We start from the raw sequence: 16,145 nt of genomic DNA on the forward strand, positions 1-16,145 counted from the left end.
ATGACAGCCATAACCCTTACTAAGGACAATTAATCCATGGGATTTTTAAGCCGTATTCGGCGCCTGGTATCAGGTCAACCCAACATTGAAGGCGGTATTAAAGTCTATGCCCCTATTTCTGGTGAAATAGTCCCTATAGAAAAAGTTCCCGATGTGGTGTTTTCCGAGAAAATTGTTGGTGACGGTGTCGCTATTTCACCAGCAGGCCAATATATGTTGGCACCAATAGATGGTACTGTTGGTAAAATTTTCGAAACTAATCATGCATTTAGCATTGAATCCCCGCAGGGGTTAGAGTTATTTGTGCACTTTGGCGTTGGTACTATTGAGCTACGTGGTAAAGGCTTTAAACGCTTGGCACAGGAAGGGCAACAGGTCAAAGCTGGCGATCATATTCTTGAATTTGACCTGGATTATTTACAAGGCCAGGTCAGCAGCCTGCTGACGCCTGTGGTGTTAGCCAACATGGAAGACATCCGTTTTATGGAAAAACGTCAAGGTCCGGTAACTGCCGGAAAAGACGTTATCTTCACCGTGGAACTCTGACTCCAGACATATGCCGTAACCTGAATGGTTTTTCGGTGTGGTCAGTCTGGTGAACAGCATCACAATTTTTTATACTCATCGGCAATAGTCCGCCATTCAGAATCTTTGGCTCATTATGACATCCACGCTTTATGGCATATCACCTAAGATATGCGACACGGTAAAAAAAGCCGTTACATGGCTTGATGCCAACCATCAGCAAGTAAAATTTTTTGATTACCGAGAGCAACCACTGCCAGAAGCGACCATCGACAGTTGGATTGCCGCTATCGGCTGGGAAGCGTTACTGAATAAGCGTTCCACCAGTTTCCGAGCGTTGTCTGAGTTGGACAAACAAGACTTAACTGCGGCAAAAGCTAAACAACTTATGCTGGCAAATACTACGCTAATCAAACGCCCGGTATTACAACAAGGTGATAAAGTCATGGCAGGTTTCAATGAAGTTGCATATCGGGAGTGGTTCGGTTTATGAGTAATGATGTGTTGTTACTGGCGCAACAGCTGATAGCGCGGCCATCGGTCACGCCTTTAGATGAAGGGTGCCAGCAATTATTGGCGGAGCGTTTGGATAAACTCGGCTTTATGAATGAGTCGATGGTGTTTGAGGACACCACGAATTTATGGTCACGTCGCGGCACAGAAAGTCCCGTGTTTTGTTTTGCCGGTCATACTGATGTGGTGCCTGTTGGTGATGTCAATCGTTGGCACACACCACCGTTCGACCCGGTGGTCATTGATGGATATCTGCATGGTCGTGGTGCGGCCGATATGAAAGGCTCGCTGGCAGCTATGATTGTCGCCACCGAACGATTTGTGGCTGAGCATCCAGATCACAAAGGCTCAATCGCCTACCTGATTACCAGCGATGAAGAAGGCCCGTTCATCAACGGGACCACGCGTGTTATCGATACGCTGGAAGCACGTAATGAAAAAATTACCTGGGCTTTAGTGGGAGAGCCTTCCAGTACGCATAAGCTTGGCGATATTGTCAAAAATGGTCGCCGCGGCAGTTTAACTGGGAATCTCACAGTGAAAGGTATTCAAGGCCATGTCGCCTACCCTCACCTGGCCGATAACCCCATTCATAAAGCAGCCCCTGCGCTTGCAGAACTAGCTGCAACCCAATGGGATAATGGCAATGCTTTTTTCCCACCAACCAGTTTTCAGATTGCCAATATCAACGGCGGCACCGGTGCATCTAATGTGATCCCTGGAGAATTACAGGTGATGTTTAATTTCCGCTATTCCACAGAAGTGACCGCTGATGAGCTAATTGCCAAAGTACAACATATCCTCGATGTCCATGGGCTGGATTATGACATCGGTTGGATATACAACGGATTACCCTTCCTGACCGGTGAAGGTCCGTTGCTTGAGGCCACTCACGCTGCCATTCTGGAAACCACCGGTTTACAAACCGATGCACAAACCTCCGGTGGTACTTCTGACGGGCGCTTTATTGCGCCTACCGGAGCCCAAGTGATTGAGCTAGGTCCGGTTAACGCCACCATTCATAAAGTGAATGAATGCGTCAGTGTCGCAGATCTTGAACTTCTGGCCCAGTGTTACCAACGGATCCTGGAAAAATTATTGTGCTGATATTTCCTAAAAATCGCCTGTATGGCGTTGATGACTCGGGACTGATAATGGTGCAGAGTCATGACCAACGGCGATTTTTAATGGAACCACAAGCTGCCGCTGCCTTACAAAAATTACAACAAGCCGCAGCCGCTGACGGTATAACAGTCGATATCTGTTCTGCCCACCGGAGTTTTGAACGACAACGACAAATTTGGAATGCCAAGGCCAGCGGCCAACGCCCCTTGTTAGATGTGCACTCCAAGCCGATAACGCATATTGAAACCCTGAGCGATCAAGAACTGCTACAAACCCTGCTGTTATGGTCAGCGCTGCCCGGCACCTCGCGTCATCACTGGGGAACCGATATCGATCTGTTTGATTCTCATGCATTAACGCGCGATAAGCTACAACTCATCAATGACGAATATCAGCCGGGTGGACCTTGTCATGCCATGCACCAATGGCTTGATCAGCACGCGGCTATTTTTAGTTTTTACCGTCCATTTCAAGCTGCATTGAGTGGTACCAGTGCCGAATTGTGGCATTACAGCTACTACCCAATCGCTAACGAAATGTTGCGGGCATACGATGTTAGGCAGTTGGCTGCAATACTGATTCAGCAAGAGATCAGTCTGAAGCCTGCTATTCTTGAGCAACTAGCTGAATTAGTCCGCTATTATGTGCAAACTGTTGCACCGGTACCGGATGCTGCACAAATTACCCGTTAAACTCATGCCATTAGACTGTCCGATGTATCAATGGATCGACCAGCGTCGCCGATGCTTCTGTTAATATCACTAATTATCAAGGACAGCTCGCCCTTGCCCTCTACAAAGAGCTAATAATACCAATGAGATTACTTAAACCGCTGTTTGACAATAACCGTCGCTGGGCAGAACGTATCAATAATGAAAATCCACATTTCTTTGAGACGCTGGCCAAACAGCAGACTCCAGAGTATTTGTGGATAGGCTGCGCCGATAGCCGCGTTCCCTCAAATCAAATCATTGACTTAATGCCTGGCGAAGTGTTTGTGCATCGTAATATCGCCAACTTGGTGATCCATACCGATCTCAACTGTTTGTCTGTTATCCAATATGCTGTCGATGTTCTGAAAGTGAAACATATTATGGTGGTTGGCCATTACGGCTGTGGTGGCGTTAAAGCGGCGATATCGCCTGAACGCCGCGGGTTAATTGATAACTGGCTCGGACACATTCGTGATATCTACCGGTTACACCAACAAGAACTCGATGCCCTTGAAGGTCAGGCAAAATATGATCGTCTGTGTGAACTAAATGTCATTGAGCAGGTAGCGAACGTTGTGGGGACAACCATCGTACAAGATGCCTGGGAACGCGGTCAGGAACTCGCGGTACATGGTTGGTTATACAGCATTGAAAACGGTCTGATCACCGATTTGGATGTCACTAGCGATGGTGAACTGTGGCGAGCAGAACACGCCACAAAAAAATAACATAAGTGATGGGGGACGTTAGTCCCCTTACTTTTAACTTAACAGTCTTGGATATTGCTGTTTATTTACGCAGCTGATCGGAATTTTCCTCAATAAAACATCGCAGTCTGAAGTTGTGGCCGGTATAATTCGCCAATCTAAACGGGTGCTCTTAGTGGTCACCCCGGCATTTCCGCCCGCCGCCAAAAGGCTCCGTCCGAAAATCCGGCTCCCATGTCAGCACTGGCAATTCCAAGAGCACAATTTATATCCTAGGAGATAACTTCCCATGCCCGGTTTTGAATTATTCGGTCCTGAAGAAAAGCAGGAAGTGGCAGACGTAATGGAACATGGTTTTACCTTCCGTTACAACTTTGACCAGATGCGTCATGGTCGCTGGAAGACCCGCGATATGGAGCAGTTGCTGTGTGAAAAAATGGGCGTTAAACATGCACATCTGTTATCCAGCGGTACTGCTGCTCTGCAAACTGCCTTAAATGCTGCGGGTATTGGTGCTGGTGATGAAGTCATTGTTCCCCCATTCACTTTTGTGGCCTCTGTCGAAGCGATCGCTATTGCCGGTGCGATACCAGTATTTGCCGAAATTGACGAAACCCTGTGTTTGTCACCAGAAGGAATTGAAGCCGCCATTACTCCCCGTACCAAAGCTGTTAACTTGGTGCATATGTGTGGCTCCATGGGCAAGATTGATGAGATTAAAGCCATCTGTGATAAGCACAACCTGATCCTGCTGGAAGACGCTTGCCAAGCTATTGGTGGTAGTTATCACGGCCAGGCACTAGGTTCCATTGGCGATGTTGGTTGTTATTCCTTTGACTCTGTAAAAACCATCACTTGCGGTGAAGGCGGTGCGGTCATCAGTAATAACGATGATATCTATAACAATGCCCACATGTTTTCCGATCATGGTCATGACCATATCGGAAATGACCGCGGCGCTGAAACTCATCCCATTATGGGGCTGAATTTCCGGATCAGTGAAATGAATGCTGCATTAGGTCTGGCACAGCTGCGCAAACTGGATACCATCATTGATATCCAGCGTAAAAATAAAAAATTACTGAAAGATGCTATGGCCGAGATTGCCGAAGTGACTTTCCGCGAAATTCCTGATGTTGAAGGCGATAACGCCAGCTTTTTAAGCTTTATGTTGCCAACTGAAGCTCGTACTCAGGAAATCAGCAAAAAATTGGCCGCCAATGGCGTTGACGGTTGCTTCTACTGGTATGTCAATAACTGGCACTACCTGAAAAACTGGCAGCACATCCAGCAGATGCATAGTGCTGCCGCCCTGCCGATCTCATTAATTAAAGACCGGCCCGATTACACTAAAGTATCTGTGCCAAAATCCGACGACATCATGAGCCGGACCATCTCCATGGCAATTAAACTGTCCTGGACTGATGCACAGATTGCCGAGCGCATTGCCAATATTAAAAAGGCGTTTGCCCAATAATTTATCAGGAGCAGGTAACGATGAAATTTAAGAATTTCCAAGTTGTCCCTAAAATGATTTTCGGACGTGGTTCTTTCGCTCAGTTAGACGAAGTTCTGGCTGCCGAGCGCAAACACGCTGACGATTTTGTCGTTTTCGTTGTGGACAACGTACACCAGGGCAAACCTTTAGAAAGCCGTCTGCCGCTTAAAGCACAAGACATTCTGTTATGGGTAGATGTCACTGACGAACCCACAACTGTGCAAGTAGATGGTTTGACTGAGCAGGTCCAGAAATTCTCTGCCAAACTGCCAGTGAGCGTTGTCGGTATCGGTGGTGGTGCGACCATGGACTTGGCCAAAGCCGTGTCTCTGATGCTAACTAACGAAGGTGGTTCAGCCAAATATCAGGGTTGGGATCTGATCAAAAACCCAGCTGTACATCATATTGGTATTCCAACCATTTCCGGTACTGGTGCAGAAGCTTCTCGCACTGCCGTTCTGTGTGGCCCAGAACGTAAACTGGGACTGAACTCAGATTACACGGTGTTCAATCAGATCATTATGGACTCTGAACTAATTGCCGGGGTGCCAACCGATCAATGGTTCTACACTGGTATGGATTGCTGGATCCACTGTATTGAATCGCTGGAAGGCACCTTCCTTAATGAGTTTTCTCGCGCTTACGCTGAAAAATCGTTAGATCTGTGCCGTGAAGTCTTTATCGAAGGTCATCCAAATAAAGATGACAAACTGATGATGGCATCCTTTATGGGCGGCATGAGCATTGCTTACAGCCAGGTGGGTGCTTGTCACGCAGTATCCTATGGGCTGGCCTATGTTTTAGGCTTCCACCACGGTATTGGTAACTGTATTGCCTTCAACGTACTGGACGATTTCTATCCATCTCACATGGAAGAATTCCGCAGCATGATGAAACAGCATAACATTCAGTTACCGCAAAACATCTGTAAAGATCTGCCAAATGAAACCATTGCTGCCATGGTAAAAGTGACCAAGAGCATGGGGCCATTGTGGGCAAACGTATACGGTGATAGCTGGCAGGAAAAAGTCACCGATGAAATGTTGACCAAGCTATTCCGTCGCATCTAAGCTTGGTAATCGTTACTCTTAACTTCGTCAGGGTCCGTTAAGGACCCTGACATTTATTTATAGGTATATCCATGAAAGTTACCCTGTTAATCCCTGCACGCTATGGTTCTAGCCGCTTTGCTGGCAAGCCACTGGCACCGATTAACGGCAAGCCGATGATCCAGCGTGTTTATGAACGAGCACTACTGGCCAAAGGAATCGATAATATCTATGTGGCAACGGATGACGAACGTATCAAAAAGGCTGTAGAGAGTTTTCACGGTCAGGTGATAATGACTGATCCTGATGCAGCTTCTGGTACAGACCGCATTAATGATGCCATTGCACAACTTGGACTTGCTGATGACGATTTAGTGGTCAACCTTCAGGGTGACCAGCCATTAATCGATCCCATTTCTATCGAGCAGATCGTTGATCTTTTTAAACTGCATCCAGGTGAGTTTGAAATGGCCACCCTTGCCTATCAAATCACCGACCCAAGTGAGCTAGACGATCCTAAGCACGTTAAGATGGTGTTTGATAACAATAACTTTGCATTATATTTTTCTCGGGCACGGATCCCATTCGGCCGTGATGTCAAGGAATACCCGGTATATAAACATCTGGGCGTTTACGCATATACTCGTCGTTTCGTCGAAACCTTTGCAAAGTTACCTATGGGTAAACTGGAGAGTCTCGAAAAGCTCGAACAATTGCGAGCCTTGGAATATGGTCATCCGATCAAGATAGCCATCAGCGCCTTTGATTCGCCAGAAGTCGATACACCGGAAGATATTCGACGCTGTGAACAGCGATTAGCCGTCGATTAATACGGGTTATTATCATGTCTAGCTGGGAAGTTTGGCTCATCATATTGCTGGTAATAGGCGTTGTATTCAGCAACATTGCGGTATTGAAATACAGTGCAAAATTTAAATTGCCACCTTTTGGTCAACCCCATCAGAAAGATAGCGACAAGCCTGATAGTCAAGACTCAACGCAAAAACCACCAGACAAAGAAGAACATCGAAAGTAATAAAAAAGCCTCCATGATTGGGGGCTTTTCTATCTCATAACTCACAACTTTTGCAACCCCAGCCGACATCCAATACCGGTAGAAAGTTAGCTCTGAACCTGACCTTTCAATGGCGACGGCTAGTTCTCCATTAACCGCCACCGAGTTTTTTCAACAGGCTATCTTTCAATTTATCTTTAACTTTTTCGGTTTCGTCCTTCAGTTTATTTTTAAACAACGCATCAGTATCTAAAGAATATTTGGGTTTAGCGAATGTACCGCTGATCAACAAGGGAATTTCTACCCCAGCCAACTGATCTGTTGTTTTGCCGCCCTGGCCTTTAAGGGTGCTCACCAAAGAAGTCTTTAACCGATAATCTAAGGTCTCCTGTAGCAGGTTGGCCCCGCCGGCGCCAGATAGACGAATTAACGGAGAAGACATTAGCAAATCAGGATTGTTGGCGAGCCCGTCTTTAACCGTAAAGGAACCTGTTAGACTGGTAAAATCGGTTTTCTCTTCTTCACCACTCTGGCTACTTAAATCACCTTTGAGCTTTGCCTGCGCATTTCTGATCATTAATGGAATATTGACGCCATAAAGCGCACCATCCGCAATATTAAAATTACCACTGACATCAAGATTCTTTTTAATGTTCTCCGGTATTAAACTGCGCCCGCTGCCTTTGGCATTGATGTTAGCGGTGCCGGCCAACATATCGACGTCCGCCGCATCTTTCAGTAAAGGCTGCAAATTTACTTGCTTCAGCTCACTGTCAAAGCTGTAACTCGCAAGCTTATTTCGACCATCCACTTTTGCACTTGCGGTTAGGGAGCCTTGATAAAGATCCGCCGTTAGTTTTTGTACCTCCAAGACTCCATTATGCAATTTGGTATTGATAACCCAGTTATCGGTAGTCACACCGGCCGCTTTTAATGAAGCGATGGTGAGCCTGAGGGTCATATTAACCGCTTTCATGCCATTCAAATCTGGCTCGACTGAAGTCGCTGCAACACTTGTCGCCGCAGCTGGCTGTTCAGTCGTATTGGCTTCTGCTGCTGACATCAACTTATCGAGGTCAACTGTGCCGAAAGCCAATGTTGCATCCACTTGCGGTACTTTACTTCCGTAGGAAAGATTCAATTCACCAGAACCATTAATGTCAGCCAATGCCAATTTATTCAGCACCATGGCAACTGTTTGGGTGCCAGTATTCAGTTGAATATTGGTCGTCAGATCCGCTTTTAGCTCACCTTTTGGAAGATTCACCCCAGCAAGGTTATTGTGAATAGTGAAATCTTTAAGGAATATCTGTTTCAAATCACTCGAAATTTTAAGCTGTCCCTGCCCTTCACTACTCACGGTCATATCAGGCATCTTACCGTTAAATTTATATGTAATTGGTGCAAAACTGTCCAAAGCCAAAGCCCCTACCGTTAACGATTCTAGCGTAAAAACATTTTCAGCAGCTTGCTGGCTGTCGAGCAATTTAACCTGGGCGTTACTGATATCAATACCACCGATATTAAGTCCTTTCAGCATAATATTTCCGCGCTGACTTGAAGCGTCAGCCGGTGTCTTGCCACCTTGCCCTTCATCAGATGCCATTAACCCCTCAAAGCTGGTTCGGCCATCTTTGGTGGTCTCCAAATTCAACTGCAGACCATCAAGTTTCAGTTGTGAAATTTTTACCTGTTTGCTTAGTAAGGGTAACAGATCGACATTAGCGACAATTTCATTAACAGCAACCATCTGTTTTTCGGAGAAGTTTTTTGGATTGCTGAGTGATATACCGCCGGCCTTAATGCCTATTGTGGGAAAGAAGGTCCAACTTAAATCCTGATCAATGGCCAAGGTTCTGCCAGTTTGCTTTTCTACAGCGGCAATGATTTGCGGCTTAAAATCATTCGGATCAAAGACTACCGTCAAGTAGAATACAAACCCCACTAAAATCAGCAACACCACGCCGATTATCCACTTTAATGCTTTCATTTTTCAGTCCTTTTGATTGCATCCAGTCAATTCATCTAGCCTAACAGACTTAGATCCAAAGCCGTATTACTCACGGCCAAACCATTGTCATCTGCATAAATAAACATCCCTGGCGCAACTGTCTGCTTACCGAAAACTAACGGGCAATTAACATCGCCCAGCCCTTTACGTTCGGTCTTTATAGGGACTGTACCGAGCGCCTTAATGCCTATTGGCATCGTTGACAACGCTCCGGCATCGCGGATCGCGCCATTTATTACGACACCAGCCCAACCGTTATCGGCGGCACTTTGACCGATCAAGTCCCCCATCAGCGCTTTGTCTAGCGAACCACCCCCATCAACAACTAATACTCGCCCTTGTCCCGGTCTTGCCAGCAGTTGTTTCACCATGGAGTTGTCCTCGAAACAATACACGGTGACAACTTCCCCCCAAAAAACGTGCTTACCACCATATTGCGTCAACGGCAGTGATAAAAGTTGTATCTGTTCAGGATATGTGTCGAAAAGATCCGGAAGTAAATCCAACATAATTTATGGGCCTTTTTACAATAATTTACTTTAAGATTAGCGGTGTTATTGATAGCGCTCAAGTTATAATAAACTTCATATATTGTGCTTGAGATAATAGCGAAAAATAATATACACTTTGCTTGCTACACTAATTTATCAAGTAGCACTCCACCCTGTTTCTTTGAAGTTTACCCTATTAAGAGAATTACATGAGCAAAGAGCTTGATCTGCAAAGTGCGATAGCTGCGCTTGATGAATATGGATATGAAAAAAAGCATTCAACGGATCTTGAACAGGCGAGAAACAAACAACAGATGACTCGTTATCTCAAGTCATTGGATTATAGTATTAAGCGTATGCAGTTACTGCAGGAAGCAGTTAATGAACTCGTTGATGAAATGCAACATCAACAACTCAAGAACGAAAAAGTACAAACATTCAAAACCAAAGTAATAAACCTCTCCAAAGAACTCGATATGAGTTATGACGAGGTTGTCAATTATATGGCGACCTTACAAAAATAATAAATAAAAGCCAAACGGTAGTTGCTATTAACCACAACTACTGTTTGACTTTTGTATCTTCACTACCAATATTAAAATTATATTGTTTTCACCCGCTCATATTAGAAAAATATTGGGCCGTCATTGTTATTCACCATTTTCCCACAGAATCGCTACTAATCAATTTTAAGTACAACGTATTGGAAACTGGCGTTACCAGAAGCATACGCTAGACTTAAAACCACAATAAGAACCAAGATCTTAACTACCCTTAATCTCTGGGAAGTCGGCATATCAATAATGGAAAAGTACCTTTTGCTGCTGTTTTTGGTGTTAGGCAGTGTGCTTCTTTGGATTGGTGTTTCTGCCAATCCTGCCTATGTGCTTTTGCCTACCACGCAACCGTTACGCATAGCGGTTTCCACCTCTCCACTCTCTTCACCGGTGATTATTGCCGAACGAATGGGCTTTTTCAGGGAGCAACAACTGACCGTGCAATTGCTGCCCATAAAAGGTGGCTATGACTGTTTTAATGCGCTAACACGCGGCGATGCGGATCTGGCAACAAGCTCGGAAACGGTGGTGATGTTTAACAGCTTTGCACGCAATGATTTTAGCATCATCAGTAGTTTTGCCGAATCTGATAATGATATAAAAATCATTGCTAAAGCATCGTCCGGCATACGTCAACCTGGTGATTTACTTTCTCATAAAGTGGGAATCGTATCAGGCAGTGCCAGTGAGTACTTTATGGATGCCATATTACTTATGACCGGACATCCCCAACAGCAATTACAACGCATGGATATTGCGCCTTATGACATTGGTGACGCATTAATGGCCGGTGCTGTTGACGCAATATCGGTATGGGAACCTTTTGCTTTTCAGTTACAACAGCAATATCCAACACAGGTTTTTCAGTTCAAAACCAAAGGTATTTACAGTCTGTCATTTAATCTTTTGGCATTACGCAATAGCACTGTGACCAATCTGCAACAACACATTCAGGTACTGAGAGCGCTAAATCAAGCTATTCAGTTTATTATTGAACAACCTGAGCAATCGCAACAGATTGTCTCTGACTACCTCAAAGTGCCTGTAACAGAGGTTTCAGCCTTATGGCCAGACTATCAATTTCGTTTATCGTTAGACAATACGCTCGTAAGTAATCTGCAAGCACAGGCCCGTTGGGCTATAGAAGCGCAGTTAGTGACTACCACTAACATCCCTGATTATCGTAACTATATTGACCCATCAGCGCTTAATCGCGTTATCCACAAATCACTGGTACGTAAAGAATGAGAATATCTAAACGGTTAAAGTTACTGGTGGTGTTGTGCGTGATATTGGCTTTGGCCCATGGTATCGCCTTACTTAATCAACGTACGATGATGATCCGTTCATTTGAACTGATTAATCATCTCACTGAAGTTCAGCTAAGGGTCGATCTGCTACGTTCCAATCTCTGGCTATTGCAGCAATTTCAAGATCAGAAGGCGATCAACGACACCACAAGAGCGTTGGAGAATTTACACCACCACATTGATGTAGCCTTAGCATTACCCATGGATAGCACCGAATTAAAATTGTTGAACAGCCTGAAACGTCACGAAGATAACATTGGCGTGCTGCTTAATCTTTCCCGTCAAAATTTCATTAATCAACAACCCGTTGATGCTAATGGCACGATGGTACTGACCGCCAGATACAGCGCTATTATCCAATCCATGAGTGAAGATCTATTGCGATTACAAACCCAAGTGGTCAATAAGGCGCGTCGCATGCAGGTACAACACCTGTATTTCAACGGCATCCTGCTGTCACTTATTGCTATTCTGGTGACGCTGTTTTCGTTGCAAACACTGGCCCGTTTCAAAATGCATCTAAGTACCCTGAAAAAGGGGATCAAGGACCTTGCGGCCGGTGATCTTTTCAGTAAAGTCAAAATGCCGAAAGGTGAGGAGTTTGGAGAGGTAGCCGAAGAGTTTAATCGAATGAAACAGGAATTATTGGCTGCCACGCACAAGCGCGATCAGCTGCAGAAGGAAGTTGAAGATCAGACTCAACGGCTACAGATCCAGCAGGAAAAACTGCGGCATATGGCGGAACATGATGATCTTACCGGTGTCCTTAATCGTGGAGCGGCCAACGTCCAAATTGAATTAGCCATTGAAAGATGTAAACGGCAGCAACAACAAGCGGCACTGTTGTTCATCGACTTAGACCGGTTTAAACCAATTAATGATAGCCTTGGTCATGCGGCGGGGGACGCTGTACTGAAAGAAATCGCTAAACGTTTACAACATAGCTTGCGGGCATCTGACATGATCGCCCGTTTTGGCGGTGATGAATTTATCGTGTGGCTGGAGCCTGTGCATAAATACGAAGAAATTGAATTAGTTGCCAGTAAAATTCGCAATACTGGCGTCGCAATTCCCCTGAAGGAGCAGCACTTGGATGTCGGCTTAAGCATCGGGATCAGCGTTTATCCGTCAGATGGTCACACACTCGCCGCATTACTCAATCATGCAGATTCGGCCATGTATGAAACCAAAAAGCAACGCCACCCGACAATGCCGTCGACATCAGCATCCCACGATGCCGTGCATAGATGACCTTCATACTTTTCGCGAAAATTTACGTAATCGAAAAGATAACAACAGTAGCGCTAGCAAAATATAGAGACTGGGTTCAATGATTTCAGATTTAACGGACCAATAGTAATGTATCGTCACTAACAGTACTGCGGGATAAATGCCATAGTGCAGCTGCTGCCATCGTTTACCCATCCGCCGCTGTGCGGCTTTAAACGAGGTTAAAGCTAACGCTAAAAGGATCAACCAGGCACAGGCTCCGACCACGATGTAAGGACGCTTAATGACTTCCTGCAACAGCAATTGCCAAGCGAACAGCAGGTCAAGACTGATGTATGCCAGCAAGTGCAAACAGGCGTAGCAGAATGTCCATAAACCCAGTGGTCGCCTTAGTTGCACCAGCATTCCTTGTTTGGTCCAAGCAGCCACAGGTGACACCACTAAGGTCAGCAGCAAAAGATTCAGCGCGCCCTTTCCTAAAAAATGGATGATGTATTGCACCGGATCGCCACCGGCATCATCGCGGTAAACCGCCAGAACCAATAGTGCTATGGGTAATGCAGCGGCGACATGCAATAGCACCTTTCCCCAAAATAACGCTCGGCGAGAAATACGCCACATCAGAAGTATTTCCTTAGATCCATTCCTTGATACATCGCAGCCACCTGCTCGCCATAGCCATTAAAAGGCAGTGTCGCTATACGTTTCGCGTTGAACAGCCCACCAGCGGCGATACGTCGTTCACTCGCCTGAGACCAGCGGGGATGATCTACTTCAGGATTGACATTGGCATAGAATCCATACTCATGCGGTACGAGTTGGTGCCAGCTGTTTGGCGGTTCTTTATCTACCAGACGGATCCGCACAACAGACTTGATGCTCTTAAAGCCATATTTCCAGGGCACAACTAATCTGATAGGCGCGCCACTCTGAGGCGATAACGTTTGATCATACAAACCTACAGCCAGGAACGTCAGCTCATTCATCGCTTCATCAAGCCGCAAGCCTTCAACATAAGGATAATGAATCCCCCCTCCCATTAACGGATTACGTTGACCGGGCATCTGTTCAGGATCAAACAGCGTTTCAAATGCCACATGAGAGGCTTTGCTACTTACCCCTACTTTTTTCAATAGTGCAGCTAACGGAAAGCCTACCCAAGGGATTACCATAGACCATGCTTCTACACAGCGTAAGCGATAAATACGCTGCTCCAGCGGGATTAACTTATACAAATCGTCATAATCCAGTGTCAGCGGTTTATCAACCAGCCCTTCGATATTCAGTTGCCAGGGGTTAACTTTTAGCTTTTGTGCATTCTCAAATGGATCCTGTTTACCCGTTCCAAATTCATAAAAGTTATTATGCCGGATCACTTTATCGTATGGCGTCTGCTGTTCAGCGGTCTGATAATGCGAATTTACCGTAAAGTTTAACGCCCGAGTCGCAAATAATGGCTGATCTTCACCAAACAGATCGAAGATCCCGGCTTGCACATAACCTGGCAGACTGGCACTAAGCGCACCCAGTCCCAGCATCGCTGTAATCCGCCGACGATCGCGAAATACCGCTTCAGGCGTGACCTCGTTTTCGGCGATATCCCAAGGATGCTTGCGGCGGATGCCTCTGATGAATTTTCTGTTCATGGCGTATCCGATATTTATGCATTGGTATTGATTCTGTTTGACAACTTTAGCGCTAATCAGTTGCATTCGCTACCATGTAAATACCGTTTACCATACGCCAAAGTACAAGCCTTAAGCAGCCAAGAAACCCTATAGCAGCAAGGCCTTGAAGCCTGCCCCCTATCCATGCGACCCTAGTAAATAGTTATCATTTTATAGGAATCGTTCCATGGATTTGGTCAACGAACTACTGGTCCCACAAATTCCCGTTATTTGGCTATTTGTCGCTATCTTTTGTACTGCGCTAGTCATGCTTTGGTTGTTGCGCCATGGCAGATCTCAGGCGCAAGACGCATTAGAAAATCAGTATCAGGCACAACTGCAACAGCTAACACAACAATTGCTATCCACTCAGGAACAATTACAACAACAGATCAGTGTACTGGGTAAAGCTCAAGCCCATGCTGAAAGGGTGCCACTCCTGGAACAGCAGTTAAAAGAAGCTCAGCATAAGGTGATGGAATCACAGCTCAACTTGTCAAAATCCAATGCTGTACAACAGACGCTTAGCGCACGTTTCGAGGCAGAGCGTCAAGCATTGAACGATAAACTGGCCTTGTTAGAAAGCAGTGAATCTCGGTTAAAAGTACAATTTGAGAATCTTGCCAATAAAATTTTTGATGACAAGAGTCATAAATTGCAATCGCAGAATGCCCAGCAAATGGATGGTTTTATTGCGCCATTAAAGCAGCAACTTGAAGGATTCAGACAACAGATTAGTGAATCTTATTCAAAGGAACAAGCAGAGCGATATTCGTTAAAACATCAGTTGGAAGAGCTGAAACACCTCAACCAGCGTATGAGTGAAGATGCCGTTAATTTGACTCGTGCATTAAAAGGCGACAATAAACAGCAAGGCAATTGGGGTGAAGTGATCCTGGAACGGGTGTTATCGGAGAGCGGACTGCGCGCCGGGCACGAATATGAGATCCAGCAGGACCTTAAAAATGATAATGGCAAACACTTTAAACCTGACGTGATTGTGCATCTGCCCGATAGCAAAGATGTCGTCATTGACTCCAAAATGTCATTGCTGGCTTATGAACGTTATTTTAATGCTGATACCGATGAGGAAAAGCAGTTAGCCGCCAGAGAACATGTCAACTCCATTCGCACTCATATCAAAGGCTTGGGACAAAAGGATTATCAACAATTGCATGGCTTAAAAAGCCTCGACTATGTGTTGATGTTTATTCCGCTCGAGCCAGCGTTCTTACTGGCCTTAGAACAGGATCCGCAACTGGTAAACTACGCCCTCGAAAATAATATTATGCTTGTCAGCCCGACAAATCTGTTGGTCGCACTGAGAACGATCAATAATATCTGGCGCTATGAATATCAGAACCAGCACGCACAAAAAATCGCCCGTCAGGCGGGGAAAATATACGATAAACTTTGTGGATTTCTGGAGGATATGGATAAGCTCGGACGCGCTATTTCCAGTGCGGATAAATGTTTCAGCGGGGCGATGAGTAAATTTTCCTCAGGCCGCGGTAATCTTATCCAGCAGGCACAGCAGATTAAGCAGTTGGGTGCAGAAACCAGTAAACAACTCGATCAAAAACTGCTGGATAAAGCCCTCAATAGTGACACAGAAGATGATGAAACTGTTGAACGCCTTGATGCTGTGAAAAAAGTGGTAAATGAATCCTAAGGTGAATATCACCGATTCCATGTGGTAGGGAGTGGGAAATGTTTGTGATCAGGTGCAAAAGG

The 16,145-nt window shown here is 45.5% G+C and carries 17 protein-coding genes; 13 read left to right on the plus strand and 4 right to left on the minus strand.

The features are described from left to right. The first annotated feature begins 36 nt into the window (after positions 1-36). The 9 genes from crr (at position 37) to PY479_RS09015 (ending at position 7,166) form a co-directional block, all read left to right on the plus strand. A complete protein-coding gene (gene crr, locus PY479_RS08975) occupies positions 37-546 on the plus strand; it encodes a PTS glucose transporter subunit IIA (RefSeq protein ID WP_212596404.1) in 510 nt (169 codons plus the stop codon). A gap of 115 nt (positions 547-661) precedes the next feature. Continuing rightward, positions 662-1,018 (plus strand): arsenate reductase, encoded by a 357-nt coding sequence (locus PY479_RS08980; RefSeq protein ID WP_212596403.1) that lies wholly within the window; start codon positions 662-664, stop codon positions 1,016-1,018. Next, entirely contained in the window at positions 1,015-2,145 is a 1,131-nt protein-coding gene (gene dapE, locus PY479_RS08985; protein WP_275483544.1) for a succinyl-diaminopimelate desuccinylase, read from the plus strand. Before PY479_RS08980 ends, dapE begins: the two co-directional genes overlap by 4 nt. Further along, positions 2,139-2,855, plus strand: coding sequence for a M15 family metallopeptidase (locus tag PY479_RS08990; protein WP_275483545.1), 717 nt, complete (start codon positions 2,139-2,141; stop codon positions 2,853-2,855). The genes dapE and PY479_RS08990 overlap by 7 nt, the downstream gene beginning before the upstream one ends. A 122-nt stretch (positions 2,856-2,977) precedes the next feature. Further along, the gene (can, locus tag PY479_RS08995) at positions 2,978-3,604 is read left to right on the plus strand and encodes a carbonate dehydratase (RefSeq protein WP_212596401.1); all 627 of its coding nucleotides are present in this window, start codon (positions 2,978-2,980) and stop codon (positions 3,602-3,604) included. Positions 3,605-3,872: 268 nt separating this feature from the next. Next, the gene (gene kdnA, locus PY479_RS09000; RefSeq protein ID WP_212596400.1) at positions 3,873-5,060 is read left to right on the plus strand and encodes an 8-amino-3,8-dideoxy-alpha-D-manno-octulosonate transaminase KdnA; all 1,188 of its coding nucleotides are present in this window, start codon (positions 3,873-3,875) and stop codon (positions 5,058-5,060) included. 20 nt (positions 5,061-5,080) lie between these two features. Beyond that, the gene (gene kdnB / locus PY479_RS09005) at positions 5,081-6,151 is read left to right on the plus strand and encodes a 3-deoxy-alpha-D-manno-octulosonate 8-oxidase KdnB (RefSeq protein ID WP_275483546.1); all 1,071 of its coding nucleotides are present in this window, start codon (positions 5,081-5,083) and stop codon (positions 6,149-6,151) included. Positions 6,152-6,222: 71 nt separating this feature from the next. Continuing rightward, positions 6,223-6,960 carry a 3-deoxy-manno-octulosonate cytidylyltransferase gene (gene kdsB / locus PY479_RS09010; protein WP_212596398.1) on the plus strand — a complete coding sequence of 246 codons (738 nt, stop codon included), beginning with the start codon at positions 6,223-6,225 and terminating at the stop codon, positions 6,958-6,960. Between the two features lie 14 nt (positions 6,961-6,974). Continuing rightward, positions 6,975-7,166, plus strand: coding sequence for a DUF2897 family protein (locus tag PY479_RS09015; RefSeq protein ID WP_212596397.1), 192 nt, complete (start codon positions 6,975-6,977; stop codon positions 7,164-7,166). 130 nt (positions 7,167-7,296) lie between these two features. Here PY479_RS09015 and PY479_RS09020 read toward each other — a convergent pair whose 3' ends face one another. Continuing rightward, positions 7,297-9,135 carry an AsmA family protein gene (locus tag PY479_RS09020; protein ID WP_275483547.1) on the minus strand — a complete coding sequence of 613 codons (1,839 nt, stop codon included), beginning with the start codon at positions 9,133-9,135 and terminating at the stop codon, positions 7,297-7,299. A 35-nt stretch (positions 9,136-9,170) separates the two neighbouring features. Next, complete coding sequence (locus PY479_RS09025) at positions 9,171-9,665, minus strand: putative 4-hydroxy-4-methyl-2-oxoglutarate aldolase (protein ID WP_275483548.1); 495 nt, start codon at positions 9,663-9,665, stop codon at positions 9,171-9,173. Between the two features lie 191 nt (positions 9,666-9,856). On the opposite strand from PY479_RS09025, the gene PY479_RS09030 reads away from it, so the two are divergent. The 3 genes from PY479_RS09030 (at position 9,857) to PY479_RS09040 (ending at position 12,765) form a co-directional block, all read left to right on the plus strand. Beyond that, positions 9,857-10,171 carry a hypothetical protein gene (locus tag PY479_RS09030; protein WP_212596394.1) on the plus strand — a complete coding sequence of 105 codons (315 nt, stop codon included), beginning with the start codon at positions 9,857-9,859 and terminating at the stop codon, positions 10,169-10,171. 279 nt (positions 10,172-10,450) lie between these two features. Beyond that, entirely contained in the window at positions 10,451-11,452 is a 1,002-nt protein-coding gene (locus PY479_RS09035; protein WP_275483549.1) for an ABC transporter substrate-binding protein, read from the plus strand. Continuing rightward, entirely contained in the window at positions 11,449-12,765 is a 1,317-nt protein-coding gene (locus PY479_RS09040) for a diguanylate cyclase (RefSeq protein WP_275483550.1), read from the plus strand. The genes PY479_RS09035 and PY479_RS09040 overlap by 4 nt, the downstream gene beginning before the upstream one ends. A 3-nt stretch (positions 12,766-12,768) precedes the next feature. Here the strand turns inward: PY479_RS09040 and msrQ are convergent, their stop codons facing one another. After that, the gene (msrQ, locus tag PY479_RS09045) at positions 12,769-13,365 is read right to left on the minus strand and encodes a protein-methionine-sulfoxide reductase heme-binding subunit MsrQ (protein ID WP_275483551.1); all 597 of its coding nucleotides are present in this window, start codon (positions 13,363-13,365) and stop codon (positions 12,769-12,771) included. Next, positions 13,365-14,390: a protein-methionine-sulfoxide reductase catalytic subunit MsrP gene (msrP, locus tag PY479_RS09050; RefSeq protein WP_212596390.1), complete on the minus strand. Its 1,026-nt coding sequence runs from the start codon at positions 14,388-14,390 to the stop codon at positions 13,365-13,367. Before msrP ends, msrQ begins: the two co-directional genes overlap by 1 nt. Positions 14,391-14,598: 208 nt before the next feature. Here msrP and rmuC point away from each other — a divergent pair, with 208 nt between their 5' ends. After that, positions 14,599-16,083, plus strand: a complete 1,485-nt coding sequence (gene rmuC / locus PY479_RS09055; protein ID WP_275483552.1) for a DNA recombination protein RmuC — start codon at positions 14,599-14,601, stop codon at positions 16,081-16,083. The last annotated feature ends 62 nt before the right edge of the window (positions 16,084-16,145 follow it).

Origin of the sequence: Shewanella sp. A32 (assembly GCF_029167175.1) — a bacterium.
Classification (GTDB): Bacteria; Pseudomonadota; Gammaproteobacteria; order Enterobacterales; family Shewanellaceae; genus Shewanella; species Shewanella yunxiaonensis.

Excerpts from the sequence above, each read along its gene's own strand:
- crr (WP_212596404.1), top strand. The coding sequence starts at position 37 with ATGGGATTTTTAAGCCGTATTCGGCGCCTGGTATCAGGTCAACCCAAC.
- PY479_RS08980 (WP_212596403.1), top strand. The coding sequence starts at position 662 with ATGACATCCACGCTTTATGGCATATCACCTAAGATATGCGACACGGTA.
- dapE (WP_275483544.1), top strand. The coding sequence starts at position 1,015 with ATGAGTAATGATGTGTTGTTACTGGCGCAACAGCTGATAGCGCGGCCA.
- can (WP_212596401.1), top strand. The coding sequence starts at position 2,978 with ATGAGATTACTTAAACCGCTGTTTGACAATAACCGTCGCTGGGCAGAA.
- kdnA (WP_212596400.1), top strand. The coding sequence starts at position 3,873 with ATGCCCGGTTTTGAATTATTCGGTCCTGAAGAAAAGCAGGAAGTGGCA.
- kdnB (WP_275483546.1), top strand. The coding sequence starts at position 5,081 with ATGAAATTTAAGAATTTCCAAGTTGTCCCTAAAATGATTTTCGGACGT.
- kdsB (WP_212596398.1), top strand. The coding sequence starts at position 6,223 with ATGAAAGTTACCCTGTTAATCCCTGCACGCTATGGTTCTAGCCGCTTT.
- PY479_RS09015 (WP_212596397.1), top strand. The coding sequence starts at position 6,975 with ATGTCTAGCTGGGAAGTTTGGCTCATCATATTGCTGGTAATAGGCGTT.
- PY479_RS09020 (WP_275483547.1), bottom strand. The coding sequence starts at position 9,135 with ATGAAAGCATTAAAGTGGATAATCGGCGTGGTGTTGCTGATTTTAGTG.
- PY479_RS09025 (WP_275483548.1), bottom strand. The coding sequence starts at position 9,665 with ATGTTGGATTTACTTCCGGATCTTTTCGACACATATCCTGAACAGATA.
- PY479_RS09030 (WP_212596394.1), top strand. The coding sequence starts at position 9,857 with ATGAGCAAAGAGCTTGATCTGCAAAGTGCGATAGCTGCGCTTGATGAA.
- PY479_RS09035 (WP_275483549.1), top strand. The coding sequence starts at position 10,451 with ATGGAAAAGTACCTTTTGCTGCTGTTTTTGGTGTTAGGCAGTGTGCTT.
- PY479_RS09040 (WP_275483550.1), top strand. The coding sequence starts at position 11,449 with ATGAGAATATCTAAACGGTTAAAGTTACTGGTGGTGTTGTGCGTGATA.
- msrQ (WP_275483551.1), bottom strand. The coding sequence starts at position 13,365 with ATGTGGCGTATTTCTCGCCGAGCGTTATTTTGGGGAAAGGTGCTATTG.
- msrP (WP_212596390.1), bottom strand. The coding sequence starts at position 14,390 with ATGAACAGAAAATTCATCAGAGGCATCCGCCGCAAGCATCCTTGGGAT.
- rmuC (WP_275483552.1), top strand. The coding sequence starts at position 14,599 with ATGGATTTGGTCAACGAACTACTGGTCCCACAAATTCCCGTTATTTGG.